This is a genomic window from Rhodoferax sp. (assembly GCF_013297935.1).
Taxonomy (GTDB): domain Bacteria; phylum Pseudomonadota; class Gammaproteobacteria; order Burkholderiales; family Burkholderiaceae_C; genus Allorhodoferax.
Genome location: NZ_JAAFIX010000006.1, coordinates 22,019 through 46,955, shown reverse-complemented (window position 1 = coordinate 46,955; position 24,937 = coordinate 22,019). Strand labels below are relative to the sequence as shown.

30 protein-coding genes are annotated in these 24,937 nt (G+C 62.4%); 18 read left to right on the top strand and 12 right to left on the bottom strand.

Translation table 11 applies throughout. The features are described 5' to 3' along the window. Positions 1-23: 23 nt before the first annotated feature. The gene (locus tag QZW03_RS10240) at positions 24-914 is read right to left on the bottom strand and encodes a DMT family transporter (protein ID WP_296509905.1); all 891 of its coding nucleotides are present in this window, start codon (positions 912-914) and stop codon (positions 24-26) included. A 61-nt stretch (positions 915-975) separates the two neighbouring features. Here QZW03_RS10240 and QZW03_RS10235 point away from each other — a divergent pair, with 61 nt between their 5' ends. From QZW03_RS10235 to QZW03_RS10195, 9 genes are all read left to right on the top strand, one after another. Further along, positions 976-1,194 (top strand): hypothetical protein, encoded by a 219-nt coding sequence (locus tag QZW03_RS10235; RefSeq protein ID WP_296509904.1) that lies wholly within the window; start codon positions 976-978, stop codon positions 1,192-1,194. A gap of 4 nt (positions 1,195-1,198) precedes the next feature. Next, positions 1,199-1,462: a hypothetical protein gene (locus tag QZW03_RS10230; protein WP_296509903.1), complete on the top strand. Its 264-nt coding sequence runs from the start codon at positions 1,199-1,201 to the stop codon at positions 1,460-1,462. A 112-nt stretch (positions 1,463-1,574) separates the two neighbouring features. Further along, positions 1,575-2,003 (top strand): hypothetical protein, encoded by a 429-nt coding sequence (locus tag QZW03_RS10225; protein WP_296509902.1) that lies wholly within the window; start codon positions 1,575-1,577, stop codon positions 2,001-2,003. A gap of 92 nt (positions 2,004-2,095) precedes the next feature. After that, a complete protein-coding gene (locus tag QZW03_RS10220) occupies positions 2,096-2,422 on the top strand; it encodes a hypothetical protein (protein ID WP_296509901.1) in 327 nt (108 codons plus the stop codon). Then, positions 2,419-3,600 carry a hypothetical protein gene (locus QZW03_RS10215; protein ID WP_296509900.1) on the top strand — a complete coding sequence of 394 codons (1,182 nt, stop codon included), beginning with the start codon at positions 2,419-2,421 and terminating at the stop codon, positions 3,598-3,600. Before QZW03_RS10220 ends, QZW03_RS10215 begins: the two co-directional genes overlap by 4 nt. 24 nt (positions 3,601-3,624) lie before the next feature. Beyond that, complete coding sequence (locus QZW03_RS10210) at positions 3,625-5,037, top strand: copper oxidase (protein WP_296509899.1); 1,413 nt, start codon at positions 3,625-3,627, stop codon at positions 5,035-5,037. 31 nt (positions 5,038-5,068) lie between these two features. Next, positions 5,069-5,545: a cupredoxin family protein gene (locus QZW03_RS10205; RefSeq protein WP_296509898.1), complete on the top strand. Its 477-nt coding sequence runs from the start codon at positions 5,069-5,071 to the stop codon at positions 5,543-5,545. After that, on the top strand, positions 5,545-6,000 hold the full coding sequence (locus QZW03_RS10200) for a DUF411 domain-containing protein (protein WP_296510078.1): 456 nt from the start codon (positions 5,545-5,547) through the stop codon (positions 5,998-6,000). Before QZW03_RS10205 ends, QZW03_RS10200 begins: the two co-directional genes overlap by 1 nt. 12 nt (positions 6,001-6,012) lie before the next feature. Then, the gene (locus QZW03_RS10195; protein ID WP_296509897.1) at positions 6,013-6,321 is read left to right on the top strand and encodes a copper-binding protein; all 309 of its coding nucleotides are present in this window, start codon (positions 6,013-6,015) and stop codon (positions 6,319-6,321) included. Between the two features lie 25 nt (positions 6,322-6,346). On the opposite strand, the gene QZW03_RS10190 is transcribed toward QZW03_RS10195, so the two are convergent. The 7 genes from QZW03_RS10190 to QZW03_RS10160 form a co-directional block, all read right to left on the bottom strand. Then, entirely contained in the window at positions 6,347-6,598 is a 252-nt protein-coding gene (locus QZW03_RS10190) for a hypothetical protein (protein ID WP_296509896.1), read from the bottom strand. Beyond that, a complete protein-coding gene (locus QZW03_RS10185) occupies positions 6,595-7,854 on the bottom strand; it encodes a TolC family outer membrane protein (protein WP_296510077.1) in 1,260 nt (419 codons plus the stop codon). Before QZW03_RS10185 ends, QZW03_RS10190 begins: the two co-directional genes overlap by 4 nt. Before the next feature lie 94 nt (positions 7,855-7,948). After that, on the bottom strand, positions 7,949-8,242 hold the full coding sequence (locus QZW03_RS10180) for a metal-sensing transcriptional repressor (protein WP_296509895.1): 294 nt from the start codon (positions 8,240-8,242) through the stop codon (positions 7,949-7,951). Positions 8,243-8,314: 72 nt separating this feature from the next. Continuing rightward, on the bottom strand, positions 8,315-8,539 hold the full coding sequence (locus QZW03_RS10175; protein ID WP_296509894.1) for a DUF2892 domain-containing protein: 225 nt from the start codon (positions 8,537-8,539) through the stop codon (positions 8,315-8,317). A gap of 32 nt (positions 8,540-8,571) precedes the next feature. Continuing rightward, positions 8,572-9,870 carry an FAD/NAD(P)-binding oxidoreductase gene (locus QZW03_RS10170; protein WP_296509893.1) on the bottom strand — a complete coding sequence of 433 codons (1,299 nt, stop codon included), beginning with the start codon at positions 9,868-9,870 and terminating at the stop codon, positions 8,572-8,574. 25 nt (positions 9,871-9,895) lie between these two features. Further along, positions 9,896-13,201 carry an efflux RND transporter permease subunit gene (locus QZW03_RS10165; protein ID WP_296509892.1) on the bottom strand — a complete coding sequence of 1,102 codons (3,306 nt, stop codon included), beginning with the start codon at positions 13,199-13,201 and terminating at the stop codon, positions 9,896-9,898. 26 nt (positions 13,202-13,227) lie between these two features. Further along, on the bottom strand, positions 13,228-14,325 hold the full coding sequence (locus QZW03_RS10160; RefSeq protein ID WP_296509891.1) for an efflux RND transporter periplasmic adaptor subunit: 1,098 nt from the start codon (positions 14,323-14,325) through the stop codon (positions 13,228-13,230). Positions 14,326-14,582: 257 nt separating this feature from the next. On the opposite strand from QZW03_RS10160, the gene ccoG reads away from it, so the two are divergent. Beyond that, a complete protein-coding gene (gene ccoG / locus QZW03_RS10155; protein ID WP_296509890.1) occupies positions 14,583-16,052 on the top strand; it encodes a cytochrome c oxidase accessory protein CcoG in 1,470 nt (489 codons plus the stop codon). A gap of 9 nt (positions 16,053-16,061) precedes the next feature. Further along, on the top strand, positions 16,062-16,322 hold the full coding sequence (locus QZW03_RS10150) for a hypothetical protein (RefSeq protein WP_296509889.1): 261 nt from the start codon (positions 16,062-16,064) through the stop codon (positions 16,320-16,322). Between the two features lie 9 nt (positions 16,323-16,331). Here QZW03_RS10150 and QZW03_RS10145 read toward each other — a convergent pair whose 3' ends face one another. From QZW03_RS10145 to QZW03_RS10130, 4 genes are all read right to left on the bottom strand, one after another. After that, on the bottom strand, positions 16,332-18,131 hold the full coding sequence (locus tag QZW03_RS10145; protein ID WP_296509888.1) for a HAMP domain-containing sensor histidine kinase: 1,800 nt from the start codon (positions 18,129-18,131) through the stop codon (positions 16,332-16,334). A gap of 18 nt (positions 18,132-18,149) precedes the next feature. Further along, complete coding sequence (locus QZW03_RS10140) at positions 18,150-18,842, bottom strand: phosphate/phosphite/phosphonate ABC transporter substrate-binding protein (RefSeq protein WP_296509887.1); 693 nt, start codon at positions 18,840-18,842, stop codon at positions 18,150-18,152. Positions 18,843-18,848: 6 nt separating this feature from the next. After that, complete coding sequence (locus QZW03_RS10135; RefSeq protein WP_296509886.1) at positions 18,849-18,992, bottom strand: hypothetical protein; 144 nt, start codon at positions 18,990-18,992, stop codon at positions 18,849-18,851. 67 nt (positions 18,993-19,059) lie between these two features. Continuing rightward, on the bottom strand, positions 19,060-20,343 hold the full coding sequence (locus tag QZW03_RS10130) for a sigma-54-dependent Fis family transcriptional regulator (protein WP_296510076.1): 1,284 nt from the start codon (positions 20,341-20,343) through the stop codon (positions 19,060-19,062). A gap of 204 nt (positions 20,344-20,547) precedes the next feature. Between QZW03_RS10130 and cydP the strand changes: the two genes are divergently transcribed. The 7 genes from cydP (at position 20,548) to QZW03_RS10095 (ending at position 24,933) form a co-directional block, all read left to right on the top strand. Then, positions 20,548-20,730: a cytochrome oxidase putative small subunit CydP gene (cydP, locus tag QZW03_RS10125; RefSeq protein WP_296509885.1), complete on the top strand. Its 183-nt coding sequence runs from the start codon at positions 20,548-20,550 to the stop codon at positions 20,728-20,730. Beyond that, positions 20,727-22,298, top strand: a complete 1,572-nt coding sequence (locus tag QZW03_RS10120) for a cytochrome ubiquinol oxidase subunit I (RefSeq protein WP_296509884.1) — start codon at positions 20,727-20,729, stop codon at positions 22,296-22,298. Before cydP ends, QZW03_RS10120 begins: the two co-directional genes overlap by 4 nt. 11 nt (positions 22,299-22,309) lie before the next feature. Beyond that, positions 22,310-23,446, top strand: a complete 1,137-nt coding sequence (gene cydB / locus QZW03_RS10115; protein ID WP_296509883.1) for a cytochrome d ubiquinol oxidase subunit II — start codon at positions 22,310-22,312, stop codon at positions 23,444-23,446. Between the two features lie 63 nt (positions 23,447-23,509). Next, complete coding sequence (cydX, locus tag QZW03_RS10110; protein ID WP_296509882.1) at positions 23,510-23,629, top strand: cytochrome bd-I oxidase subunit CydX; 120 nt, start codon at positions 23,510-23,512, stop codon at positions 23,627-23,629. Further along, positions 23,626-23,919, top strand: coding sequence for a cyd operon YbgE family protein (locus tag QZW03_RS10105; protein ID WP_296509881.1), 294 nt, complete (start codon positions 23,626-23,628; stop codon positions 23,917-23,919). Before cydX ends, QZW03_RS10105 begins: the two co-directional genes overlap by 4 nt. A gap of 1 nt (position 23,920) precedes the next feature. Next, entirely contained in the window at positions 23,921-24,580 is a 660-nt protein-coding gene (locus QZW03_RS10100) for a hypothetical protein (RefSeq protein ID WP_296509880.1), read from the top strand. Further along, positions 24,577-24,933 (top strand): rhodanese-like domain-containing protein, encoded by a 357-nt coding sequence (locus tag QZW03_RS10095; protein WP_296509879.1) that lies wholly within the window; start codon positions 24,577-24,579, stop codon positions 24,931-24,933. The genes QZW03_RS10100 and QZW03_RS10095 overlap by 4 nt, the downstream gene beginning before the upstream one ends. Positions 24,934-24,937 lie beyond the last annotated feature (4 nt).

Sequence of the window (24,937 nt, the reverse complement as noted above, 5' to 3'; positions counted from 1 at the left end):
AAAATATAGCGCCTGCTTGCCGCCTACTTGCGGGCCAGCCACACCCCGAACACAGTGAGGCCCATGCCTGCCAAGGCGAGGCCGGTCAGGGTCTCGCCGAACAGGGCCCACGCCACCAGCGCCGTGCACGGCGGCACCAGATAAAACAGGCTGGCCACGTTGACGGCACTGCCACTGCGGATCAGCACATTGAGTAGCGTGACCGCGCCCAGCGACAACACCAGCACCAGCCAAGCCAGCGCAAACACGAAGGATGCGGTCCACTCAATATGCATGGTCTCGGTGGCAGCGGCTGCCAAGCCCGTCAACACGAGGCTGGGAATGAACTGAATGAGCGAGCCCGTGCGCAAATCAAAGCTTGGGCAATAGCGCTTCTGGTACAGCGTGCCGGCGGTGATGGCGAGCAAGGCCACCGCCACGGGGAACAGCAGCGTCCACAACGTAGCCAGCCCCGCACCGGCGGCCACCTTGTGCGCCACCACCAGCGCCACGCCCGCAAAGCCTGCCGCCAGGCCCGCCCATTGCGTGGCGCGTACTTTTTCGCGCAGCAGCCAGCCGGCACCCAACGCGGTAAGCAAGGGCTGCAGTCCCACCACAATGGCCGCTACTCCGGCGGGCAACCCATGGCCGATGGCCATGAACACGCCCCCCAGATACACCGCATGCACCAGCACGCCGGTCACGGCAATGTGCCCGCACTCGCGCAGCGTGGCCGGCCAGGGCGCCCGCGTGCGCCACACCACCAGCCCCATCAGCACCAGCACCGCGGCGTAGCGCACCGCCAGAAAGGTGAGCGGCTCCACATAGGGCAAACCGAACTTGGCCCCGATGAAACCGGTGCTCCACAAGGCCACGAACAAGAGCGGGTACAGGGCGACCAAACGGGAAGCAGAAGGGGTGGAGCGCGAAGTCATGCACCGATCTTAAAGACCCACCTTGCGAGGCGGTACAGTCCCCTCATCCCACAGGACACGCATGAACTGGTTCACCGCCCTCTCCACACTCTTTCGCCCTCAACCCCGCACCGCCGAGCAGCGGGCGCGCGACCTGCTGCGCGCCGTGGATGCGGGGGGCCTGCCGCTAAACGTGGCGGTGGTGAACCACATTGCCCGCGAGCTGGGCTTGGATGTGTCGCGCAAGGCGCGTATGCCCGAGACGATTGAGCGCATCCGCAAAGTCATGGCGGGGCGCTAACACCATGCTCAAGCTCGGTTTCAACTTTTTGATCGTGGTGCTGCTAGTGCTGGTGGTGGTGTTTGTCTGGCGCACCAAGCGGCGGGAGAAGTGGGAGCGCGCCGGGCTGTGCTACAGCTGTGGCGCCGTGCCCCACACCACCGACAAACATGGCCGCATCTGCAACGACTGCCTGCTGACCCGCAAAATCCAGCGCTGGCTGGGCGGCTCCATGGCGCTGGTGATTGCGGCGATTGCTGCCTGGGTGCACTGGCAGAGCGGCGGCTAGGCGCTCCTTTTTTCATAGCTGTTTGCGCATATTTCACAAGGGCTAGAGACCGATTTGGCACTCAAATCGCGTGCTTATGGAACTTCCGGGGCCTGCGGCGTATCATCCTTTCATGCGAGTCTTTGTTCTCATCCTCCTCATTACCTTGGCGCCCCTGCGCGGCATGGCCAATGAGCTGATGGCAACCCGCATGGCCGCTGCGCTGACCGCCAGCATGGCAACCAACGCGCACCACGGCACACCGGCTGCTGCGCAAGCGGGTGGCCACGACTGCGAGGACATGGCCGCCAGCGCCATGACAGAGCACACGGCCACCTTGGCAGAGGCCGCATCCACGCACCACGCCAGCCCGACCGCCACGGTGGCATCACACGATGGCTGCGAGAACTGCTCCCTGTGTCAGATGTGTGCTGCTACCGCCATGCCGGCTGATTTGCAGGTCGCGCTACCGGTATTCGGTCCGCAAATGCCCCTGCCGGCGCACGCCGACCACTTTGCCAGCGCCTTGGCGGCGTTGGCCCAAAAACCACCCATTTCCTGATTCCAAGGCCCGTAGTGGGTCTGTAGTCCGCCCCTCGCTGCCTTGCGCAGCCAGTGGGCGGGGTGTTTTCACCTTGAATCAGGAAACTATCCATGTACTTTTTGCCTCCGCTTTTGCGGTCGGTCGGGGCCTTTAGCTTCTGGCTGGCCATAGCGCCTCTGCTGACGGCGCCCGCGCACGCCCAGACAGGTGCAGCCGTGTTGACCGAGCCCGCGCGCACCCTTCAAGCCAGTGATGCCGCCAGCCCCGTGCCCGCACTGCCCTACCGCTCGGTGTTTGCCGACTTGCCCAAGGGCGTCGAAGAAGGCAGCACCGACTGGAAGGCTGCCAACAAGGCAGTCGCCCAATTCCCGCGCGGCCATATCGACCTGCTGCAGTGGGAAAAAGCCCGCGCTGCGGCACTGAAGGAAAAGCCATGAGCAGCCCGCGTACCGCACACCGGTTCGCCGGACCCATGATGTGCTCGCTCGGGTTGGCGCTGCTGCTCTCCCACGCCCACGCAGCACCGCCGGATGGTGGCGTGCAAGGCTTGCAAACCGACGTGCAGACCCGGCTAAGTGGCCTGCTGGGCCCGTCGGCCGCGCCCCTGCGCATGGCCAGCCCGACCTTTGCGGGCGACTATGAGCTGACCCGGCTGCTCCAAGCCTCGGTGGATGGACCTGCTGCCATGCGCATCGCCCTGCTCAACAGCCCCGAGCTGCAGATGGCGCAGGGCGCGGAGGGCAGCAACATCACCGACATGCAAAGCCCCGCCTTTCCGGCCCGACTGCGCGCCCGCGACGAGGCCACCCGCCTGGCACTGCGCGCCTACAAGGCGTGGGTGAACGCGGTGGCCGCAGAGCGCAACGCCCAGCTGCTTCGCGAAGCCAAGACTACCGCAGAGACTGCCGACGAACTCACCCGCCGCATGGTGCGCGCCGGCAATGTGAGCCGCCTCACCCAAGCCCAAAGCCAAGCCACGCTGTCCGACGCGGCGGTGGCACTGGCGCGGGGCGAGCAAGCGGCGTTTGCCGCGCGTGAGCAGCTCATCCGGGTGCTGGGCTTGTGGGGTGCGCAAACACAGTTCACTTTGGCCAGCGCATTGCCCGCGTTGCCCGCCAGCCCCGCAGACACTGCCGACACAGAGTCCCGCGCCCTAGCCGCCCGCAGTGGCCTGCAAGCCGAACGCTTGAGTTGGCAGCGCAAGCAAGCCAGCACCGTGCCGTCCAACATCGACGAGCGCTGGGACGCGCTGGGCGACGCGGCCAAAGTACGCGCCCAAGCGGTGCTGGTGCGCAGCGAGGCGCGCGAGGCAGCCTTCAACCTGCGCACCCAGTGGGACATGGCCCACCACCTGCAGACCGAGGTGCTGCCGCTGCGGCAATTCATTCACGACGAGCTGACCCTGCGCTACAACGGCATGCTGACCAGCGTGTTCGAGGTCATGTCCGACAGCCGCACCCGCACGCTCAGTGGTCTGGCCGCAGCCGAAGCGCTGCGTGACTACTGGCTGGCGTTTGCCGATGTGCAGGCCGTGCTGGCTGGTGTGTCGCCCGAAGGCAGTGCCCCCGCCCGCACCGGTGCCGCAACCGGCACCGATGCCAAGCCCGCGCATTGATCGCGCCCCCCTTCAAGGACCTGTATGAACCGACGTAACTTTTTCAACGGTGCTGCCGCCACTGCCATGGGCGCAGTGGCGGCAGCCTCGGTGAGCCGCGTGGCCATGGCCGCCCTGCCCGAGCCGGTGCTGCAAAGCTCGCCCGCCACCATGCCGCCGCTGGTGCCCGGCACCGGCCGGCCCTACAACCCGGTGGTCACCCTCAATGGCTGGACCCTGCCCTGGCGCATGAACCAGGGCGTGAAGGAATTCCATTTGGTGGCAGAGCCGGTGGTGCGCGAAATGGCGCCCGGCTTCAAAGCCAATATGTGGGGCTACAACGGCCAGAGCCCCGGCCCCACCATCGAGGTGGTGGAGGGCGACCGGGTGCGCGTGTTTGTGACCAACAAGCTGCCCGAGCACACCAGCGTGCACTGGCACGGCCAGCGTCTGCCCAACGGCATGGACGGCGTGTCGGGTCTGAACCAAGCGCCGATACCCGTGGGCAAGACCTTTGTGTATGAGTTTGTGGCGCGGCGCCCGGGTACGTTTATGTACCACCCGCACGCTGACGAGATGACGCAAATGGCCATGGGCATGATGGGCTTTTGGGTCACGCACCCCAAGACCAAGCACCCGCTCATCAGCGAAGTGGACCGGGACTTTTGCTTTCTGCTCAATGCCTACGACATCGACCCCGGCAGCATGACGCCCAAAATCATGACCATGCTGGACTTCAATCTCTGGAGCTGGAACAGCCGGGTCTTCCCCGGCATTGACACGCTCAATGTGCGCAAGATGGACAAAGTGCGCATTCGCGTGGGCAACCTCACCATGACCAACCACCCGATCCACCTGCACGGCCACGAGTTCATGGTGACTGGCAGCGACGGCGGGCCCTGGCCGCTGGCGGCCCGCGTGCCCGAAATCACCACGGATGTTGCGGTGGGGCAGATGCGTCAATTTGAGTTTGTGGCCGACGAAGAAGGCGACTGGGCCTTCCACTGCCACAAGAGCCACCACACCATGAACGCCATGGGCCACAACGTGCCCACCATGATCGGCGTGGACCACCGCGGGCTGGTGGGCAAGCTGCAGAGCTCCATGCCCGACTACATGGTGATGGGCGAGCGCGGCATGGCCGACATGGGCGAGATGGAAATGCCCCTGCCCGACAACACCGCACCCATGATGACGGGCAGCGGCCCTTATGGCGGGGTGGAGATGGGCGGTATGTTCAGCATCCTCAAGGTGCGCAAAGACCAGAAGCCGGGGGACTACAAAGACCCGGGCTGGTACCCGCAGCCCCCTGGCACCCGCGCCTTTGAGTGGACCGGTGCCCTGCCCGAGCCCGCACGCTTTCAAGCCGAAAGCAAAGGCAGCATGCCGCTGGCACAACCGCCCCACCACGACACCCAGGTTCAGGTACGCAAGTCCACGGGCAGCATGAAGCACTGAGCCTTTTTCACTTCAACCAAAGGACAACACCATGAAAAATACTATCAATTTCATAGCTGTTTGCGCACTATTGGCGCTGGCTAGCGGCACTTTTGCCGCAGGAAACCATGCCGGTGGCCACGGCACCGAGGCCATCGGCAAGCCCGGTGTGGCTGCCAAGGTGAGCCGCACGGTGCAGATCGACATGAGCGACGCCATGCGCTTCACGCCCTCCACCGTCTCCGTGCGCAAAGGCGAGACGGTGCGCTTTGTCGTCAAAAACTCCGGGCAGCTCAAACACGAGTTCAACCTCGGTACCGAGAAGGACCTGAAAGAGCATTACGAGCTGATGAAGAAGTTCCCCGAGATGGAGCACGACGAACCCAACATCGCCAGCGTTGAGCCCGGCAAAACGGGTGAGGTCATTTGGCAGTTCACCAAAGCAGGCACCGTGAACTTTGCCTGCCTGCACCCCGGCCACTATGAGGCCGGCATGAAGGGCGCTGTGAAAGTAGGAGCTGCCAAATGATGAACACCCGCCGAACCGTCCTCGCTTCCCTGGGCGCCCTGTTGGCCGCTCCTGCATGGGCTGCCAAACCACCAGCAATACCGATGGATGTCTGGAAAGACCCGAACTGCGGCTGTTGCAAAGACTGGGTGAAACACCTAGAGCAAGCGGGCTTTGCCGTGCGCGTGCACGACATCGGCAACGAAGCCAAGCGCGCCGCGCTCGGCATGCCGCAGACCCTGGGCTCCTGCCACTCCGGCGTGGTCGGTGGCTATGCCATTGAGGGCCATGTGCCCGCCAAAGACATCCAACGCCTGCTGCGCGAGAAGCCCAAGGCGCTGGGCCTGTCGGTGCCGGGCATGCCCATTGGCTCACCGGGCATGGACGGTGCGATTTACAAGGGCCGCAAAGACCCGTTCAATGTGCTGCTGGTGGCCGCCAATGGCAGCAGCACCGTGTTTCAGAGCTACCGCTGAAAGGACTGCACCATGACTTTCTCTCAACTTGCACACCGGGCCGGAATCACCCTTGCCGCGCTGATGTGCGCGACTTCCGTGTTGGCCCAAACAAGCGCCGGGCTGGCCCACGGTGAAATCCGCAAGATCGACAAGGCAGCGGCCAAGATCACCATCAAGCATGGCGACATTCCCTCCATCGAGATGCCGCCCATGACCATGGTGTTTACCGTGAGGGACCCCGCCCTGCTCGATGCTGCCAAGGCCGGTGACAAAGTTCGCTTCGATGTCGTCCAAGAGGGAGGCAAGTACATTGTCACCCGCCTCGAAGCCGCCCCATAGCGCGCAAGCAGCGTGGGCTCTCACCCTAGGGCCGGTGGTTGCGCAGCCTAATACTGCGCGCCACTTTCAGCAGCAGTAAGAGCAGAGGTGCTCCGTGCATCAAGAGATCCCAGATATCCAATAGGCGCGTCAGCTTGCCTTGCATCAGCATGCGGACTTTCTCCACCAGATGTGGCTCAGGAGTGAAAGGCGCAAGGCCCAGTCCGAGCGCCAACAGCACGATCCAGTGCAGGGGAACCCGGTCAAGCCAAGCGAACACGCGAGATACAGGTTTCACGGCACCAACTGCGCATTGATAGGCGCCAAGTCTTCCACCGCCAAGGTACCCGCCGCCTGCTTGAGCTTCAGGCCTCCCACCAGTACGTCGTAACGCGCCTTGGCGAGCGTGGCCTTGGTGCTGTAGAGCTGGCTCTGGCTGTTGAGCACATCGATGTTAATGCGCACACCCACCTGGTAGCCCAGCTTGTTGGCGTCGAGCGCGCTCTGGCTGGAGGCTTCGGCAGCCTCATAGGCCTTGACCTGGGCTTGGCCGCTTTGCACCCCGAAGTAAGCCGTGCGGGTGGCTTGGGCAATGGTGCGGCGGCTGGCTTCCAGGTCGGTGCGGGCTTTCTCTTCCAGCGCCAGGGTTTCCTTGATGCGGTTCTGGGTCGCAAAGCCGGCGAACAAGGGCAGGTTGAAGTTCACACCGATGGTGGCCACGTTCACCCGGCTGTCACCGACCGCTTGGTTGGTACCGTTGTTGTTCACCGCAGAGTAGCTGCCGGTGAGGTCCAGAGTGGGTTTGTGGCCGGCTTCGGCTTTGGCGGTTTCGAGTTGGGCCACGTCCAGCGCCACTTGCAGCTGCGCCAAGGCGGGGTGCCGGGCAGCAGACTGCTGCACCCAGGCTTCAGGGTCTGCGGGTTCTACCGGTGCCAGCACGATAGGGGCTGCCAGTGGCTTAGGTGATGCATTGCTCACGCCCACCAACTGGTTCAGCGCGATGGATTTGACGCGCAGGTCGTTCTCAGCGGCCAGCTCCTGGGCCACCACCAGATCGAAACGGGCCTGGGCCTCGCGGGTGTCGGTGATGGTGGAGGTACCTACCTCGAAGTTGCGCTTGGCAGAAGCCAGCTGCTCCGCCACGGCGGCCTTCTGGGCTTTGACGAAGGTCAGGCTGTCGGTGGAGGCCAGCACATCAAAGTAGGCTTGGCTCACCCGCACGATCAGATCTTGCTCAGCGGCGAGCAGCTGGGCCTTGGCGGCTTCCACACTCTTCATGCCTTGGTCGTAATTGGCTTTGTTGACAGGGCGGTACAGAGGCTGGGAGGCGCTGATGGTGGCCGTCTGGGCACCATAGCTGCGGTCGGGGTTGGGCAGGACTTCCTGGTTGGAGCGGCTCGCACCCAGCGCGAAGTTGGCACTGGGCAACAACACGGCTTTGGCTTGCTCGGCTTTGGCGAGGTTGGCGTCATACAGGCTCTTGGCCGACTGGTAGCTGGCGTCGTAGCCGCGGGCTGCGGTGTAGAGGTCTTGCAGGCTTTGGGCATGAAGCATGGACGCACCGCCCCCCAGCACCAGAGCCGCGCTCAGGGACTTCCACCACAAGGACAAACGGGGGCGTTGCATATAGGATCTCCGGTACAGGCTGCTAGCGCATGCGCGCCAGCATGGTTTCAAGGTCTTTGAACATGCCGTCCATGTCGTCTTTGCGGGCGGCATCGGCGGGCATGCGGGTTTGGAGCTCTTGCTCCAGAAAACACAGTGTCATGCGCAGGTAGGTGCTGTCGAGCGCCTTGCGCACGGCGGAGAATTGCTGGCCGATCTTCATGCAGTCCTCACCCTCCTCCACCATGCGCTGAATGCCACGCAGCTGCCCTTCGGCGCGGCGCAGGCGGTTCAACACATCGGTGCGGGCGGACTCATCGTTCAATGCACTCTTCATACAAACCTCCGGAATAGTCTGGGGGGTATTGTCTTCGGAGTGCGGCACCTGCGCATTCACGGGGCTTTGCCTTCAGCGGCTGCAAGCCACCTTGGACTCGGGCACGCCCAGCTTCTTGAGCACCCAGCCCATGGGGCACACATCGGTTATGCCGAACTGGAACAAGTTGGCCCCCACAAAGGCGGTAAAAGCCAGCCACCACTGCGACACAAAGATCGGGCTCCCTTGCACGCCCAGCGCCAGCGACAAGAGGATGAAGGTGCCTGCAAAGAGGTGGATGTAGCGTGCGACGGTCATGGTGTTCTCCAGTAGGTGAATGAAAACGAGGATCAGGGTTTGTGGGTGTCGGCTAGGCGGGCGATGCCCAGCGCCTTGAGCACGTATTTCTCGTACACCGGCTCGGAGTTGCCTTTTTTGATTTTGCGCATGAAGTACTTTTCAAACGCTATCTTGGCCAGGTGCACCCACTTGCCTTTTTTGAACCAGTTGACGTTGCGCGGCGGAATCTGCGGCAGCGCCACAAAGGCCGCGCCGGTGTCACCCATGTCAGCCAGACAGATGGCGTTCCAGGTGCCTTTGGCGTTGGCGGGGCCGCCGTTGATGTCGTCGGCCAGGTTGTGGGCAATGGCGCCCACCATGCTCTCGATCATGTAGCCGGTCTTGGGCGTGCCGGTGGGCACAGGGGTCACTTCCACCGGCGGAATGGCGACACACACGCCTGCGGAGTAGATGTTTTTGTAGGCCTTGCTGCGCTGGTACTCGTCGATGAGCACAAAACCACGGGGGTTGCACAAATTGGGCACCGCCGCCACGGCATCTACCCCCTTGAAGGCGGGCAACATCATCGACAGCTTGAAGCTGAGCTCGTGCTCTTTGTAGACGTTGCCCAAATCGTCGAGCTGGGTCACAAACATCTTGCCTTCTTCGACCTTGGTGGTCTTGGCGTTGGTGATCCACTTCATGTCGCGGTTGCGCATTTCGGACTCCAGCATGGACTTGCTGTCGCCCACACCGCCCAGGCCCAGGTGACCGATGTAGGGCTCGCTGCTCACATAGGTAATGGGCACCAGGTGGCGCAGCTTGCGGCGGCGCAGGTCGGTGTCCAAGATGAACGCAAACTCGTAAGCCGGGCCAAAACAGCTGGCCCCCGGCATAGCGCCGATAACGAGGGGGCCGGGGTTTTTGAGGAAGTTCTCGTAGTCGGCCCAGAAGGCCTGCGCGTGGTCCACGCTACACACCGAGTGGGTAAAGCCGCCGCCACCGTGGGCGGCAGGGCCGGCACCGGGCACTTCGCTGAACGAAAGCTTGGGACCGGTGGTGATGACCAAGTAGTCGTAGGCCAGCGTTTCGCCGCCCGCCAGCGTGAGCTGGTTGGCATCAGCGTCGATTTTTTCCACACCTTTGGGGATGAAGCCAATGCCCTTGCGGGTGAGGTAGGGCGCGATGGGCAGGGTGATGTCTTCACGCTGGCGCCAGCCGACCGCGATCCACGGATTGCTGGGCACAAACTGGAAGTAGTCGGTGTTGTTAACCACCGTAATGCGATGCTCTTTGCCGAGCAGCTCGCGGATTTCGTACGCAGCGGGCATGCCGCCTATGCCTGCACCAACAATAACGATATGGGCCATGGTTTTGTCTCCTAGGGGATGGGGTTTACGTACCTGACAGGGTCGCGTCTTCGCGCGACTCCATACGGCGCCGGTACAGCGCGTAATACAAGACCGGTATCACCACCAACGTGAGCAGGGTGGACACCAGAATGCCGAAGATGAGCGACACGGCCAGGCCGTTGAAGATGGGGTCGTCCAAGATAAAGAAGGCGCCGATCATGGCGGCCACACCGGTGAGCGCAATGGGTTGCGCCCGCACGGCGGCCGACTGCAGCACCGCTGTTTGGAAGGCCATGCCTTGGCGCACCTGCAGCTCAATAAAGTCCACCAGCAGGATGGAGTTGCGCACGATGATGCCGGCCAGCGCGATCATGCCGATCATGCTGGTGGCCGTGAACTGCGCGTTCAGCAGGGCGTGACCGGGCATCACCCCGATGATGGTGAGCGGAATGGGCGCCATGATGACCAGTGGGGTGAGGTAGCTCTTGAACTGCGCCACCACCAACAGGTAGATAAGGATGAGGCCCACCCCATAGGCGGCGCCCATGTCACGGAAGGTGTCGTAGGTGATTTGCGACTCGCCATCCCACTTGAGGGCATAGCCACGGTAGGTGTCGGTGGGCTGGTGAATCCAGTATTCGCCTACCTTGGCATCGCTTTCTTTGGCGGCTTTGTCCATGGTGCTGCGAATGGCAGCCAAGCCATACAGAGGCGAGTCGAGCTTGCCGGCCATGTCGCCGAACACATAGCTCACGCCCTGCAGGTCTTTGGTAAACAAGGGCTTGTCGATGATTCCGCGCTCCACCGTCACCAGCTCGGAGAGCGGCACCAGTTGCCCGTTGGCGGCGCGCAGCGACAGGCCCAAAATGCGCTCCAGCCCCACCTGGCTCTCAAGGGGCAATTGCAGGCGCACCGGCACGGGGTACTTGCTTTGACCGTCGTGCAGGTAAGCCGCGTCCGCCCCGCTGAGCGCGCCCGACACCGTTTGCGCGATGGCGGCCACAGGGATGCCCAGCGACTCCGCGCGTTGGCGGCGCACTTTGAGGAAGGCGCGCGGCGCGTCTTCACGCAGGCTGGTGTCGACACCCACGATGTCGTCGGTCGCGTCAAACGAGCGGGCAATCTCGGCGGCCAGCGCCTGGCGGCCGGCTTCGTCGGGGCCATAGACTTCAGCCACCAAAGGCGACATGACGGGCGGGCCGGGTGGCACTTCCACCACCTTGATGCGGGCGCCGTGTTTTGCGCCAATGTCTTCCAGCGCGGGGCGCATGCGCTGGGCAATAGCGTGGCTCTTCTCACTGCGGTGCTTTTTGTCGACCAAGTTCACCTGCAGGTCGCCTTGCTCGGCATCGGCACGCAGGTAGTACTGCCGCACCAGGCCGTTGAAGGTGATGGGCGAGGCGGTACCGGCGTAGCCTTGCAGGTTGAGCACCTCGGGCTGCTGAGCCAGATACGCACTCAAGTCTTGCAGGGCGGCGGCCGTGTCCTCCAGCGGGGTGCCGGCGGGCATGTCCACTACCACCTGGAACTCGCTCTTGTTGTCAAAGGGCAGCATCTTGAGCACCACCCCCAACATGGAACCGGGCACCAGGGTCAGACTGACCGAGATCAACAAGGCACCCACAATGCCCCCCAGCAAATACCAGCGCTTGCGGGCGCTTTGCAGCAGGGGCATCAACAGGCGGTCAAAAATACGCTGCACCTTGCCGGGCTGTTGGGCAACAGGGGCATGGCCGGCGTGGCTGCCGCTGTGCTCGCGCATGAACTTGAGCGCCAACCAGGGCGTGACCGTGAAAGCAATGGCGAGCGAGATCGCCATGCCGAGGCTGGAGTTGATGGGAATGGGGCTCATGTACGGGCCCATGAGGCCGGACACAAAGGCCATGGGCAGCAGAGCCGCAATCACGGTCAGTGTGGCCAGAATCGTGGGGCCACCCACCTCGTCCACCGCGCGGGGAATGATGTCCTTGAGCGCGTCATGGGGCGTGAGTTGCTGATGGCGGTGGATGTTTTCCACCACCACAATCGCATCGTCCACCAGAATGCCGATAGAGAAAATCAGGGCGAACAGCGACACGCGGTTGAGCGTGAAGCCCCAGGCCCAGCTCGCAAACAGCGTGGCGGTGAGCGTCAGGATCACGGCAGCGCCCACAATCAGTGCCTCGCGGCGACCCAGCGCAAAGCCCACCAGCAGAATGACGGAGCCCGTGGCAAAGGCGAGCTTCTGGATCAGCTTGTTGGCTTTTTCGGCAGCGGTTTCGCCATAGTCGCGGGTCACGGTGGCCTGCATGTCGCCGGGGATCACGGTGTTTTGCAATGCCTTCAAGCGCTCACCCACGGCGCGGGACACGTCCACCGCGTTTTCGCCGGGTTTTTTGGTGATTTGCAGAGTCACGGCGGGCAGCGCTTGGCCGGCAGATGCGTTGGCTTCGCCGGAGGTCGCCGCATGTGCGGCCCCCTGCGCAAACCACACGTAACTGCCCGCCTGTTTAGCGCCGGTGCTGATGCGGGCCACTTCACGCAAGAAGACAGGTTTGCCCTGGCTTACACCCACCACCATGTCGGCCACATCGTCGGCACTGCGCAGGAACTCGCCGGCTTGCACGTTCAGCATCCGGGTGCCTGTTTTGCCCGCACCGGGCTCCAGCACGGCGCCGGCCGGCATGCCGAAGTTGGCCGCAGCAATGGTTTTTTGCAGGCTCAACAGGTCCACGCCGCGCTCGCGCATACGGGTCGGGTCGAGGTCGATCTGGATAGACCGGCCGGGTGCGCCGATGGTGCTGACTTCGCGCACCCCGGGCACCGACTTGAGCTCGCCTTCGAGCGTGTGGGCCACCGCTTCCAGTTCGCTGGCTGGGGTGCCCTCGGGGCTCCACAAGGTGATGCCGACCACCGGCACATCGTCAATACCTTTGGGTTTGACGATGGGCGTGAGCGTGCCCAAGTCGCGGGGCAGCCAGTCCTGGTTGGCATTGAGCACGTCGTACAGGCGCACCAGCGCCTCGGTGCGGGGCACACCGACCTTGAACTGCACCGTGAGCACGGCCACGCCGGGGCGGGACACCGAGTAGGTGTGCTCAATACCGGCGATTTGGCCCAGTACCTGCTCGGCAGGTTTGGCCACCATGTTTTGCACATCGGCGCTGCTGGCCCCGGGGAATGGGATCAGCACATTGGCCATGGTGACGTTGATCTGCGGCTCCTCTTCACGGGGAGTCACGAGCACGGCAAACAGGCCGAGCAACAAAGCAACCAAGGCCAGCAGCGGCGTGAGCGCGTTGGCTTGGAAGGCTGCTGCCATGCGCCCGGATGCGCCAAGCAGGGTGTGGGGAGAGTGGTTGTCGTTCATGACGGCCTCGTGGGTGCGGGTGCAGATCAACGGGTTGCGGGTTGTGCAGCGCGGACCGGGTCGAGCGCCACCACGTCACCGGACTTGAGCCCTGCAAGCACCACCGTGCCCTCCGCGCCCAGCTTTTCCCCCAAGCGCACGGCGCGCAGGCTGAATTGGGGGCCGACCTGCACATACACCGCCGTCAACTCCCCCCGGCGAACAATGGCCTGCTCCGGCACAGCCAGGGCGGTGCGGTCTGCGCCCTTGGGGGTGCCCAAGCGCACACGCACCTGCTGGCCGGGCACCCAACCGGTGCTCTGGGCGGCAGGCAGGTCCAGCCGCCATTCGATGGTTTGGGACACCGGGTCGGACGACGGAATCAAGCTTTTAGACGTCGGTGTGACCCAGGGACCGGTGTCTGCGTCGCCGGCTTGCACTTGCACGTCCGCGGCCTGGCCAAGCTGGCTGCTACGGGAGGCCGGTACTTGCACCACCGCACGGAGGGGCAAGGGTGCGTAAATCACCGCCAGGGCTTTGCCGGGCACGGCCAGGTCACCGGCTTGCGCATCGGTCTGGAGCACCCAACCGTCAAAGGGAGCGGTCACGCGGGTGTAGCTTTGGGCCAGGCTGGTCTGCCGGGTGGCTGCGTTGGCCTGGTCGCGTTGCGCCTGGGCGCTTTTGAGCTGGGCATCGGCCGTATCCAGGGCCGCACGGCTGATAAAGCCCTTGGTCTGCAGGTCCCGGGTGCGCTCAAAGTGGGCTTTGGCGTTGCGCAGATCGGCCTCCGCCTGGTCCATCTGGGCCTGGCTGCGCTGCTGCCCGACTGCGGCCTCGCGGTCGTCAATGGTGGCAATCAGTTGACCGGCCCGGACCTTGTCGCCCGCCTTCACCAGAAAGCTGGCAATGCGCCCGGACGCTTGGGCCGACACCGTGCTTTGCTTGACCGGCTGAATAACCCCATCCAGATAACTGGCGGCAGCGGCCTGTTTGACTCCCACTGTCGCCGTGGGCACTGGCGCAGAGGCCCCTTGCGCCCGCACCGGGCCGACGGCCGACCAGGCCAGAGCGATACCGACGAGGGAAGCCAGCGCGATGGTCCCGGGGCGGAAAGTGGAGCGGAGGTGGAGTGCGGTGTGTGTCATGAGTTTTCCTTGATACCCCGCATAGTATATTTAATACCCCATAGGGTATGCAAGCACTTTCGCAATGAAGGTATCGCTCACAAGGAGCGGATGGAACAAAAAAAGGAAATTCAACGCAGTCGACGCGGAGGTCTGCGACTCACGAAACCCCGGTTTTCGGCATAAAGCGCGCCGATTCTTGACCTAGATCATCAAAAGAAAATTACATACCCCTACCATGAGCGTCGGAATTCCGCATTTCACTTGAGAGTATGTTTATGAGCACTCCGTCTGACAGACCGCACAAAGTGATCCCGATCGCACCGAACCCGGATCGCAGCCCCATCGAGCCGCCGCCGGGTGCCGATGCGGAAATGGTCGCCCTGTACCAGGCCCACAAAAAGATCTATCCGCGCAGCGTCACGGGATATTTCGCCAAGTGGCGCTGGGCAATTGTGTTCATCACCCAGCTGGTGTTCTATTTCACCCCGTGGTTGGAATGGGGGCAACGCCAGGCAGTGTTGTTTGATCTGGGCGCGCGGCGCTTTTACATCTTCAACCTGGTGCTGTATCCGCAAGACTTCATTTACCTCACCGGCCTGCTGGTGATTTCTGCTTTTTCCCTGTTTCTGTTTACCGCCGTGGCCGGCCGTTTGTGGTGCGGCTATGCCTGCCCGCAAACGGTGTACACCGAGATTTTTCTCTGGCTGGAGAAACTGGCCGAGGGTGACCGCTCGGCCCGTATGCGACGCGACGCGGCTCCCTGGAGCTGGGACAAGCTCTGGAGGAAGTCCGCCAAACAAGCCATGTGGGTGGCATTGGCGCTCTGGACCGGGTTTACCTTTGTGGGCTACTTCACGCCGATTCACGCGCTGAGCAGCGCGGTGGCCGGCTGGACGCTGGGCGCCTGGGAAATTTTCTGGATCTTCTTTTATGCCTTTGCGACCTATGGCTTTGCGGGCCACATGCGTGAGCAGGTGTGCAAATACATGTGCCCGTATGCCCGATTCCAGAGCGCCATGTTTGACAAGGACACCCTGATCGTGACCTACGACCGGGACCGCGGCGAGCCCCGTGGCCCGCGCAGCAAAAAAGCAGACCCTGCCGCCTTGAACCTGGGTTCGTGTGTGGACTGCAGCTTGTGCGTGCAGGTCTGCCCCACCGGTATCGATATCCGCAAGGGCTTGCAGTACGAGTGCATCGGCTGCGGCGCTTGCGCCGATGTGTGTGACTCGGTGATGGACAAGGTGGGCTACGCCCGTGGCCTCGTCAAATACTCCACCGAAAACGCAGTGAACCAGCACTGGACTTCTGCGCAAACCTTGCGCCATGTGCTGCGTCCGCGGGTGCTGATTTACAGCGGTATCTTGCTGGCAGTCATGGTGGCCATGGGCGTGAGCCTGGCGCTGCGCGACCCGTTCAAAGTCGATGTGGTGCGGGACCGCGGTGCACTCGCCCGGATTGCCGCCGGCGGCAAAATTGAAAACGTGTACCGCCTGCAAATCATGAACGTGATGGAGCAGGACCAGGACTTTGTGATCTCCGCCAGTGGCCTGAACGGGGTCAGCGTGGAGATGGATACCCCGTCGGTGCCGGTGGCCTCTACCGAGTCGCGCTGGGTCGCGGTGCGGGTGCAGGTTCCCTACGACGCCTTGCCACCGGGGTCACACCCGTTCACCTTTGAGATCGGTACCCGGCAGGGCGCAGCCCGCGTGGTCGAAAAATCGATCTTCATCGTCCCCCGCTAAGGAGCCGCCATGCAAAAAACCTGGATGCAAATCGTCTGGCCCGCTTTTCTGGGAGCCGCTGCCATGGAACTCTTGATTTTCGGGCTGTTCGACCCGCACGATCTGCGCTGGTTCGGGCACAACCTGCACCTGAGCGACGCAGGCACCTACAGCCTGAGCTTTTTCGCGTTCTGGGCTATTACCGGTGCCTGCTGCTGGATGACACAAACGCTGGGGCTTTCCGCTGCGGACCTGAACACAGAAACCGACGCACCGGAGGCCGGCCACTGAACCGGCACGCTAGTCTTTGAGCGGCAGCCACAGCGTGACGGTGGTGCCGGCGCCGGGGCTGCTTTGCAGCTCCACCCGGCCGGCATGCAGTTCCACAATTTCTTTCACCAACGAGAGGCCCAAGCCGGTGCCGGGGATGTTGCCCGACGCATCCGCGCGGTAAAAACGCTCAAACGCATGGGCACACTGCTCGGGCGTCATGCCGATGCCGTGGTCCCGCACCGCAATACCGGCTTCGCGCACGCCGCCTTGTGCGGGAAGGCATAGCACCATGACCTGCACCAGCCCGCCCTGGGGCGAGTACTTCACGGCGTTGGCCACCACATTGCCCAGCGCCTGACGCATTTTGGCGGCATCGAATTCCGCCAGCAAATCTGCCGGCGGTAGCTCAAGCGCCAGCGTGTGGGTCCCCTCCGGGAAGGAGATGGCAGCGCAGGTTTCTTCTATCAGCCCTGCCAGCGGCTGCACAGCCAGTTCAAAGTCTTTACCCGCGCGGGCCTCGATGCGGGCGAGGTCCAGCAGTTCAGTCACCATGCTGATGAGCAGCTTCGACTGGCGATGGATGACCTGCAGCATGTTGCGCTGGGTTTCCTCGGGGTACTTGCGGTTGAGCAACAGCTCCACAAAGCCGAACACGCTCACCATGGGCGTGCGCAGCTCATGGGCTGCGGTGGTCAAAAACTCGCTCTTCATGCGAGCTACATCCGACTCGGCCGTGATGTCCCGGAAATAGAGCACCATCTGCCCGCGCTGGTTGACCCGGTGCTCGCGCCGCAAGAGGCGACGCACCGGCCGGACCGTCAGTATCTCGGTCACGGTGTCGGTGTTGGTGGCGTTGGCCGCCCTGTAGTCTTGCGGACACTCGCATTGGTGCTCCCACCCCGCGTCAAAGTCCGCCTTGGTTTGGCCGGTGAACACGGCCATGCCGGCCAGGGCCACCATGGCGGGGTTGGCATAGGCCAGCACGCCGTCAGCGCCGAACACCACCAAGCCATCGGAGCTGAGGGAGAAGATCGCGTCCAGACGCTCGTTGCGTTCTACGATGTCGTGGTATTGCTGCTCTAACTGCAGTGAGGCTTCGTTGAGCGAGCTCTGGAGCATCGCCACCTCGCGGCTGCGCGCCGGCACCGCCAGGGTCGCACCGAAGTTCCTGGCAATGCCTTCCGCAAAGGCAGCACACTGCGCCACAGGGCGCAATCGTGTCCGCAAGAAAACAAACAAGGCCAGCACCGTCACGGCGGCAGTGAGCAGCGCGGACACCACGGTCTGCTGCCGCACCAGTGCACGGGCGTCTGCCTCGCCGCGCCTATCCAGGGTAATGCGCGTCCAGCCCACCAGCGTGCCGACCTGGATCGGTGCCCACACCTCAATGCGGCCGCTGTCATCGCTGCCGATCAAGCGCAAGTCCACGGCCGCCACCGCAGGCGGTGTCTGGGTCCCGAGTTCAAAGTTCAAGCGCGGCTCCCGGTCTGCAGACACATCGACCACCGCGCGTGGCTTACCGAGGGGGTCCAACACCGCCAGTTGCACCAGATGCGGAGCGTTGCGCATGTTGATAAGCAGAGTTTCCAATTCGCCACTGTCACGGGCAATGACCGCGCGCTCCGCGGCGGTGGCCACCGTGGCAGCCAAGGTGCGGGCCTGGTTTTGCGCAGCTTCAAGGTTGGTACGCGCAATGCGCGATTCGAACCACAACCCGTACGCCAGCATGGAGAGCAAGGTGACCGCAATCGTCAACCAGGACACCTGCGCCAGCAGGGACCACGGTGCCTTTGCAAGCGGTTTTTTCGTGGGCGGGTGAGGAGCCATGCTGTCGCGGCGCTCGGCTTACTTGGGCTGCACCACAAACCGTTCGAGGCGTAGCGCCTCCAGGGGCGCGTAGTCCTTGGCGTAGTCGGCCTCGACCACGCCATCCAGGGACACTGCGTCCAGCATTTTGTTGCCCGCTTCGGTTTTGGCCAGCTTCAGCAAGGCCGCGCGCACGGCAGTGCGGGTTGCGGCACTGACCCGAGGGTGCGCCGCCACAGGGTGCGATGCGGTGGCCGGGGTCTCGTACAGCACCCGCAGTTTGTCGCGGACCTCGGCGGGCTCGCGCTCCAGGGTCGAGCGGATGCCGCCTGCCGCCGGGTTGTCGTTGCGGATGACGGCGCGGTAGGCATTGACGTGCGTTTGCACATACGTGGCCTCGGTAGGAATTTTGAAGCGCTCACCCAGCAGCGCGCGCATGTAGAGCGACGCACCGAAAGCGTTGGGAGCCGGGTAAGCAATGGTGCTGCCCCGCAGCTCTGCCAGCTCACGAATGGCGCTGTCGCTGCGCACGACCAGAATGCCGGACAAAGAATCTTTGCTGCGCACCAGGGGGATGTAGCCTGCACCGCGGCGCGCCATGACCGCGTGGTAAGGGTTCATGTACGCGAAGTCGGGCTCGGCGGCCATGAACGAGGCCTCAAACTTCGGAATGGTGTCCGAGGTTTTCAGCTCGAACTTGTGGCCGGTCTCCGCCTCAAGCGCATCCAGCACAGGTCTTCAGGTCCGGAAAACCTCGACCACCGGGAACTGCGGCACCACCGCAAAGCTGTAGGTTTCAGCCCGGGCACCCAGCACCGTGGTCAGCAAGCCCAGCAGCAGGACACGAGAAATGCCATGGCGGGCGAGAGCGAGTTTCAGCATGGTGGAGCTCCATTTGCCGGACCACGGCGTGCGGTCCGCTTGCCGATTCAGTATGGCACGGTATCCATCAGGACATGCCCAGCTCTTTCAATTTGCGGTACAGAGAACGGGTGCTTATTCCCAAACTGCGGGCGAGCGCGGCGCGGGTACCGGTGTGCGATTGGACGAGTTGTTTGAACGCATCGATCTCAGCAGCCCGCAAGGGCTGGGACGGCGCTGGCGTTGTAGGCCCCGGCGAGACGCTTACCCCGGCCCTCACACTTTGCGACAAGTGCGCGGGCTCCAGCGTGTCACCGTCACACAGTATGGATGCACGCTCCAGCAAATTACGAAGCTCGCGCACATTCCCCGAAAAGGGCTGTTGCTGCAAAAACGCCGCTGCGTCGGGGCTGATGGCGAGCTTGCGCTTCGGGTTAATGCGGGTCAGCAGTGCTGCACTCAGCAAAGGTATGTCGTCCCGGCGCTCCCTGAGCGCAGGCAAATGAATGGGGAAAGTGGCCAGCCGGTAGTACAAATCTTCGCGAAAGCTGCCCCCGGCCACCATGCCCGGCAAATCCCGGTGGGTGGCGGACACGACACGGATATCGGCGTGGCGCAGGTCTGTACTCCCGACCCGACGGTAAGTCCCGGACTCCAGAAGCCGCAGCAACTTGACTTGCATCGTGAGGGGAATATCGCCCGCCTCGTCCAGAAAGAGCGTCCCTCCGCTTGCGGCTTCCACAAGCCCGCCGCGCGCGAAGTTAGCGCCGGTAAACGCACCCCGCTCGTGCCCGAACAGCTCCGACTCGAACAGGCTCTCCGGAATACTGGCGCAATCCACCACGACAAAAGGCTTCTGCGCCCGGTCACTGGCGTCGTGGAGCGCCTGGGCAACCAACTCTTTGCCGGTTCCGGACTCGCCTAAGAGAATGACAGCAGCCATAGACGGGGCCACTCTCGCCACCAGCTCCAGCATGGATTGGAATGCATGGGAGCGACCAATTAAACCCTTGGCAACCGGCCGACCGTGCGCCATCGGGAGGGCTTGCATCTTCTCCACATAAAAGGCTTGCTCGCCACCGGCATCCACCAAGGGTACGAGTTCAATGTTCACGTACTCTTCACCACGCGGCGTATGGTGCAGGTGCACTACCCGCTCGCGCTGTCCGGACTCCCGCGCTCTCGCCAGCGGGCACGACTCACCCGCCTGGTCGCACGGAACATGGAAATGGTGCGACACCTCGTAACAGGTGCGTCCTACAACGCTGTGTGCCGGGCTGAACTGCCTTCGATACGCCTGATTGGCAGCCAAGATCCGATACTGCTTATCAAACAGTATGTGCGGTTCGCTGAGCCCTTCCAGATACGACATTAACTCAGGTAGCAAGGCCACGTTGGCTCCATCCGTCACAAAATTGCATTGTGCCAGCAGTGGCAGTGTTGCGCCATTTATGGCACAAGCAAGAGGCACAGCGGCAGGTTATGAAATACCTAAGCTGTTGATTTGTATAGCTATTTCAGTGAGCGGCCGGATGGCACAGAAATTGACTGTTTCTTGCACCCTCCCTGGCTCGCCATGAACCTTCTCGACAAAAAACTCCTTCGGAAACTCACCATAGTGCTGCTCGTCAAGCTCGCCGTTCTGGTGGCCTTGTGGTGGTTTTTTGTCCGTGACCAACGGGTAACCGTAGACGGCAACAGCGTTGCAAGCCAATTTCTCGCACCGGCCCCGGCAGGGGCCAAAGGAACCCGACCATGATTTCTGAACAACTGGTGGACTTGTCCCGGCTGCAATTTGCAGCCACGGCGATGTACCACTTTCTATTTGTCCCGCTGACCGTTGGCATGGTCTGGTTGCTGGTGATTATGGAGAGCGTGTTCGTCATGACCGGCAATGTGATCTGGAAAGACATGACCCGCTTTTGGGGCAAGCTCTTCGGTATCAATTTCGCACTTGGCGTGACCACCGGCATCACCCTGGAGTTTCAGTTCGGCACCAACTGGGCCTATTACTCCCATTACGTGGGTGACATCTTCGGCGCCCCCTTGGCTATCGAAGGGCTGATGGCCTTTTTTCTCGAGTCCACCATGATCGGCCTGTTTTTCTTCGGCTGGGACCGGCTGAGCAGGACGCAACACCTTTTGGTAACGACCCTGATGGCGGTCGGCACCAACCTCTCGGCCTTGTGGATTTTGATCGCCAATGGTTGGATGCAAAACCCGGTGGGTGCAGAGTTCAGCTACCAGACCATGCGCATGGAGATGACTGACTTCTGGGCCATTTTGTTCAACCCGGACGCGCAAGCCAAATTCGTACACACCGTATCGGCAGGTTACGTCACCGGGGCCATGTTCGTGTTGTCTATCTCCAGTTGGTATCTGCTGAAAAAGCGCGATATCGAATTCGCCAAGCGCAGCTTCCGGGTTGCGGCAGCCTTCGGGCTGGCCTCTGTGATGAGCGTGATCGTGCTGGGTGACGAGTCAGGTTACACCGTAGGCGAAGCACAACAAACCAAAATGGCCGCCATTGAAGCCATGTGGGAAACCAAGCCGGCACCGGCAGGCTTGACCTTGATCGCCGACATCAACGAAACGGAACAGCGCAACGACTGGGAAGTCGAAATTCCCTGGGTCATGGGCCTCATTGGCACCCGCTCTCTCACGAAAGAGATTCCCGGGATTCATGAGATCAAGGCCAAAAATCGGGAGCGCATTTACCAAGGAATCGTTGCTGTCAATGCTTTAGATGCATTGCGCGCGAACCGGGAAGACGCTGTCGCCAAACAGGTCTTCGAGCGTCATAAAGCAGATTTGGGCTTCGGGCTGCTACTCAAAAAATACGTGGTCGATGTGAACACCGCCACACCGGACATTATTGAAAAAGCCGTGAACGACACCGTGCCCCGTGTGACCCCGATGTTTTGGGCGTTCCGGGCCATGGTGGGTCTGGGCTTTGCCATGCTGTTGCTGTTTGCGCTGGCATTCTGGAGCACGCTGAAGTCGGCCTGCATGCAGAAAACATGGTTGCTCAAGTCCGCCCTCTGGATGCTGCCTGCACCCTGGATCGCCTGTGAGCTGGGCTGGTTCGTCGCGGAATACGGTCGCCAGCCATGGACCATTTACGGGGTATTGCCCACACACCTGAGCGTGTCCACCTTGAGCGTGAACAGTCTCTACGGTTCACTGGCGGGCTTCATCGGTTTCTACACCGTGCTCCTGATCGTGGAGATGTACCTGATGGTTAAGTTCGCCCGCATGGGTCCCGGGAGCCTGGGCACCGGACGCTATGCCCATGAAGCCCCGCACCACCACGTGGCACACGCCTGAGAGGAAACACAATGTTTGACTATGCAACCCTGAAGATCATCTGGTGGCTCCTGGTCGGAGTGCTGTTGGTGGGCTTTGCCATCATGGATGGCCATGACATGGGCGTAGGCACCCTACTCCCCTTTGTGGGCCGGGACGATGTGGAGCGCCGCGTGGTCATCAACACCGTCGGCCCGCATTGGGACGGCAACCAGGTCTGGTTCATCACCGGGGGTGGTGCCATTTTCGCGGCCTGGCCTCTGGTCTATGCCACGGCGTTCAGCGGCTTTTATTGGGCCATGTTGATCGTGTTGTGGGCCTTGTTTTTCAGACCTGTCGGATTTGACTACCGGAGCAAGATTCACAACGCCACTTGGCGAAGCACATGGGACTGGGGCCTGTTCGTGGGTGGGTCGGTTCCACCGCTCATCTTCGGCGTGGCCTTTGGCAATTTGCTGCAAGGCGTGCCATTTCAGTTTGACCAATACCTGATCTCCACCTACACCGGTAGCTTCTGGGAACTGCTCAACCCCTTTGCCTTGCTGTCTGGGGTGGTGAGCAGCGCCATGATCACCATGCAGGGGGGCGCCTATCTGGCGCACCGCACGGAAGGCGTGATCCAGGCTCGGACGATCAAGGCGGCCAGCGCCGCTGCCGTGGTGATGGTCCTCGCCTTCGTTGCCGCAGGAGTGTGGCTACAGAGCATGGAGGGCTACCGCATCACGTCGGCAATCGACATGAATGCGCTGCCTGACCCCTTGTCCAAAACCGTGGTCCGCGAAGCGGGGGCGTGGATGTCGAACTACACGCTCTGGCCGCTACTCTGGCTCTTGCCGGCCTTGGGCGTTGCGGGTGCGCTTCTCACCGCCTTGCTGCTGCGCATTGGCTTCACCTTGACCGCCTTTGTCACCTCGTCGTTGTCACTGACAGGGGTCATCGGTACTGCAGGCGCATCCATGTTCCCGTTCATCATGCCGTCCAGCTCCATGCCCGCAGCCAGCCTGACGGTGTGGGACAGCGCCTCCAGCCACCTGACACTGGGCCTGATGTTCTGGGCGACCATGATTTTTATGCCCCTCATCATCGGCTACACCTCTTGGGCTTACAGCGTGATGCGGGGCAAGGTCACCGCCGCCTACATCCGCGAGAACGACCATGCGGCGTACTAGTCCGCATCGCGGGGGTTCTGGATTTTTTCCATCGAGGCAGCGCTGCGCTGCGAAAGGTTTGCTATGTGGTATTTCGCTTGGGTATTAGGTGTCGGCTTTGCAGTGCTCCTGGCAATTCTCAACGCCATGTGGGGAGAAAGCGAAGCATCGCGTGCAGAAGCGCGCAAGGACTCACACCGGTGAAACAAGAACCGATTGAAGCGGAGAACAGCGTCTCCGCAAGCCTGCAGCTGCCCAGTTTGATGACAGCACTTGCAATCATGGGCGCGGGAACCATCTACCCACTCATCTTTGCCGACCACGCCGGCAAGGCGGACCACACCCTGGCGTTTACCCTTTTCTGGGCCATGAGCGCCGGCCTGGTGAGGGGGGTTGGCTTCATTCCGAACCACCTGGTCTGGAGAGTCATCTTTTCAGGCTGGGCGTGCGCCTTCGGCTGCGTATTGGCTGCGTGGTTGCGCTGGGGAGGCTGAGGTGTACATCCGCAACCTCCGCGACGAAGCCAGTGGCGAGGTGAGCTACCTGCTGGCGGACATGCGCCGGAGAGAGGCTGTCCTGATTGACCCCCGCGCCCCGGACTCTGCGCTCATGCGGGCATTGCTTTCAGAGCATCAGCTCACCCTGCGCTGGATTTTGCGCACACACCACCACGACAGCCGCAAAGTGGGTGAATGGAATGCTCTGCTCGCTTGGGGGGCACCTATCGTCCAAGGCGACCCGCGCGATGGAGCCTATGCACCCCGCGACGGGGAGCGCTTTCACTTCGGTACAGAATGGGTCGTCGCCCTCCATACCCCGGGCCACACGGCCCACTGCCTGAGCTTTCAGTGGAGAGACCGGCTGTACTGCGGCGGCCTGGTCGACGTGGCCCAATGCCCGTACCAACCCTTCGCTCTGCAACCAGAGCAGTTGTGGGACAGCCGCCGGGCCCTGTTGAATCACCCGCCGGAGACACTGCTTTTTTCGGGACATGCACAAGATGTAGCGTCCGTTACCAGCCTGTCAGACCAACGGAGGTTGAACCCGTACTTCGGGAATGCGTCCCGCGATGAGTTTTTACTGAATGTGGCTGCGTTGCCGGAGCGTTGTCATCCGGATGCATCCCACGCCTTCACCCCAACCCTGTCCTCATGAATACCTTGTCTCAGCTCGAACCCTATGCCCCGTTTGCTGTATTGCTCGCCTGGTTCGCGTACCGGTGGTGGAGCGCGCAGCGCGTCAAAGCCGGATTGCCCGGCCTGAAACAACAAGGCGCGACCTTGGTCGACGTGCGCTCCGCCCAGGAGTACCTACAAGCCCATGCCCCCGGCACCATCAACATTCCTTTGCAGCAGTTAGGCGCGCGCCTGTCGGAAATTCCGCGAAGCCAGCCCGTCGTCGTGTGCTGCGCCAGTGGAACGCGCAGCGCTATGGCCTTGCTGCTTTTAAAGAAAAATGGCTTCGCCCGCGTGTTGAACGCCGGATCGTGGACCCAATTGGTAGACTGATTAC

Excerpts from the sequence above, each read along its gene's own strand:
- QZW03_RS10200 (WP_296510078.1), top strand. The coding sequence starts at position 5,545 with ATGAACACCCGCCGAACCGTCCTCGCTTCCCTGGGCGCCCTGTTGGCC.
- QZW03_RS10225 (WP_296509902.1), top strand. The coding sequence starts at position 1,575 with ATGCGAGTCTTTGTTCTCATCCTCCTCATTACCTTGGCGCCCCTGCGC.
- QZW03_RS10215 (WP_296509900.1), top strand. The coding sequence starts at position 2,419 with ATGAGCAGCCCGCGTACCGCACACCGGTTCGCCGGACCCATGATGTGC.
- QZW03_RS10230 (WP_296509903.1), top strand. The coding sequence starts at position 1,199 with ATGCTCAAGCTCGGTTTCAACTTTTTGATCGTGGTGCTGCTAGTGCTG.
- QZW03_RS10220 (WP_296509901.1), top strand. The coding sequence starts at position 2,096 with ATGTACTTTTTGCCTCCGCTTTTGCGGTCGGTCGGGGCCTTTAGCTTC.
- QZW03_RS10240 (WP_296509905.1), bottom strand. The coding sequence starts at position 914 with ATGACTTCGCGCTCCACCCCTTCTGCTTCCCGTTTGGTCGCCCTGTAC.
- QZW03_RS10150 (WP_296509889.1), top strand. The coding sequence starts at position 16,062 with ATGCAAAAAACCTGGATGCAAATCGTCTGGCCCGCTTTTCTGGGAGCC.
- QZW03_RS10165 (WP_296509892.1), bottom strand. The coding sequence starts at position 13,201 with ATGAACGACAACCACTCTCCCCACACCCTGCTTGGCGCATCCGGGCGC.
- cydX (WP_296509882.1), top strand. The coding sequence starts at position 23,510 with ATGTGGTATTTCGCTTGGGTATTAGGTGTCGGCTTTGCAGTGCTCCTG.
- ccoG (WP_296509890.1), top strand. The coding sequence starts at position 14,583 with ATGAGCACTCCGTCTGACAGACCGCACAAAGTGATCCCGATCGCACCG.
- QZW03_RS10180 (WP_296509895.1), bottom strand. The coding sequence starts at position 8,242 with ATGAAGAGTGCATTGAACGATGAGTCCGCCCGCACCGATGTGTTGAAC.
- QZW03_RS10170 (WP_296509893.1), bottom strand. The coding sequence starts at position 9,870 with ATGGCCCATATCGTTATTGTTGGTGCAGGCATAGGCGGCATGCCCGCT.
- cydB (WP_296509883.1), top strand. The coding sequence starts at position 22,310 with ATGTTTGACTATGCAACCCTGAAGATCATCTGGTGGCTCCTGGTCGGA.
- QZW03_RS10185 (WP_296510077.1), bottom strand. The coding sequence starts at position 7,854 with ATGCTTCATGCCCAAAGCCTGCAAGACCTCTACACCGCAGCCCGCGGC.
- QZW03_RS10160 (WP_296509891.1), bottom strand. The coding sequence starts at position 14,325 with ATGACACACACCGCACTCCACCTCCGCTCCACTTTCCGCCCCGGGACC.
- QZW03_RS10195 (WP_296509897.1), top strand. The coding sequence starts at position 6,013 with ATGACTTTCTCTCAACTTGCACACCGGGCCGGAATCACCCTTGCCGCG.
- QZW03_RS10145 (WP_296509888.1), bottom strand. The coding sequence starts at position 18,131 with ATGGCTCCTCACCCGCCCACGAAAAAACCGCTTGCAAAGGCACCGTGG.
- QZW03_RS10210 (WP_296509899.1), top strand. The coding sequence starts at position 3,625 with ATGAACCGACGTAACTTTTTCAACGGTGCTGCCGCCACTGCCATGGGC.
- QZW03_RS10205 (WP_296509898.1), top strand. The coding sequence starts at position 5,069 with ATGAAAAATACTATCAATTTCATAGCTGTTTGCGCACTATTGGCGCTG.
- QZW03_RS10095 (WP_296509879.1), top strand. The coding sequence starts at position 24,577 with ATGAATACCTTGTCTCAGCTCGAACCCTATGCCCCGTTTGCTGTATTG.
- QZW03_RS10175 (WP_296509894.1), bottom strand. The coding sequence starts at position 8,539 with ATGACCGTCGCACGCTACATCCACCTCTTTGCAGGCACCTTCATCCTC.
- cydP (WP_296509885.1), top strand. The coding sequence starts at position 20,548 with ATGAACCTTCTCGACAAAAAACTCCTTCGGAAACTCACCATAGTGCTG.
- QZW03_RS10130 (WP_296510076.1), bottom strand. The coding sequence starts at position 20,343 with ATGTCGTATCTGGAAGGGCTCAGCGAACCGCACATACTGTTTGATAAG.
- QZW03_RS10235 (WP_296509904.1), top strand. The coding sequence starts at position 976 with ATGAACTGGTTCACCGCCCTCTCCACACTCTTTCGCCCTCAACCCCGC.
- QZW03_RS10120 (WP_296509884.1), top strand. The coding sequence starts at position 20,727 with ATGATTTCTGAACAACTGGTGGACTTGTCCCGGCTGCAATTTGCAGCC.
- QZW03_RS10135 (WP_296509886.1), bottom strand. The coding sequence starts at position 18,992 with ATGCTGAAACTCGCTCTCGCCCGCCATGGCATTTCTCGTGTCCTGCTG.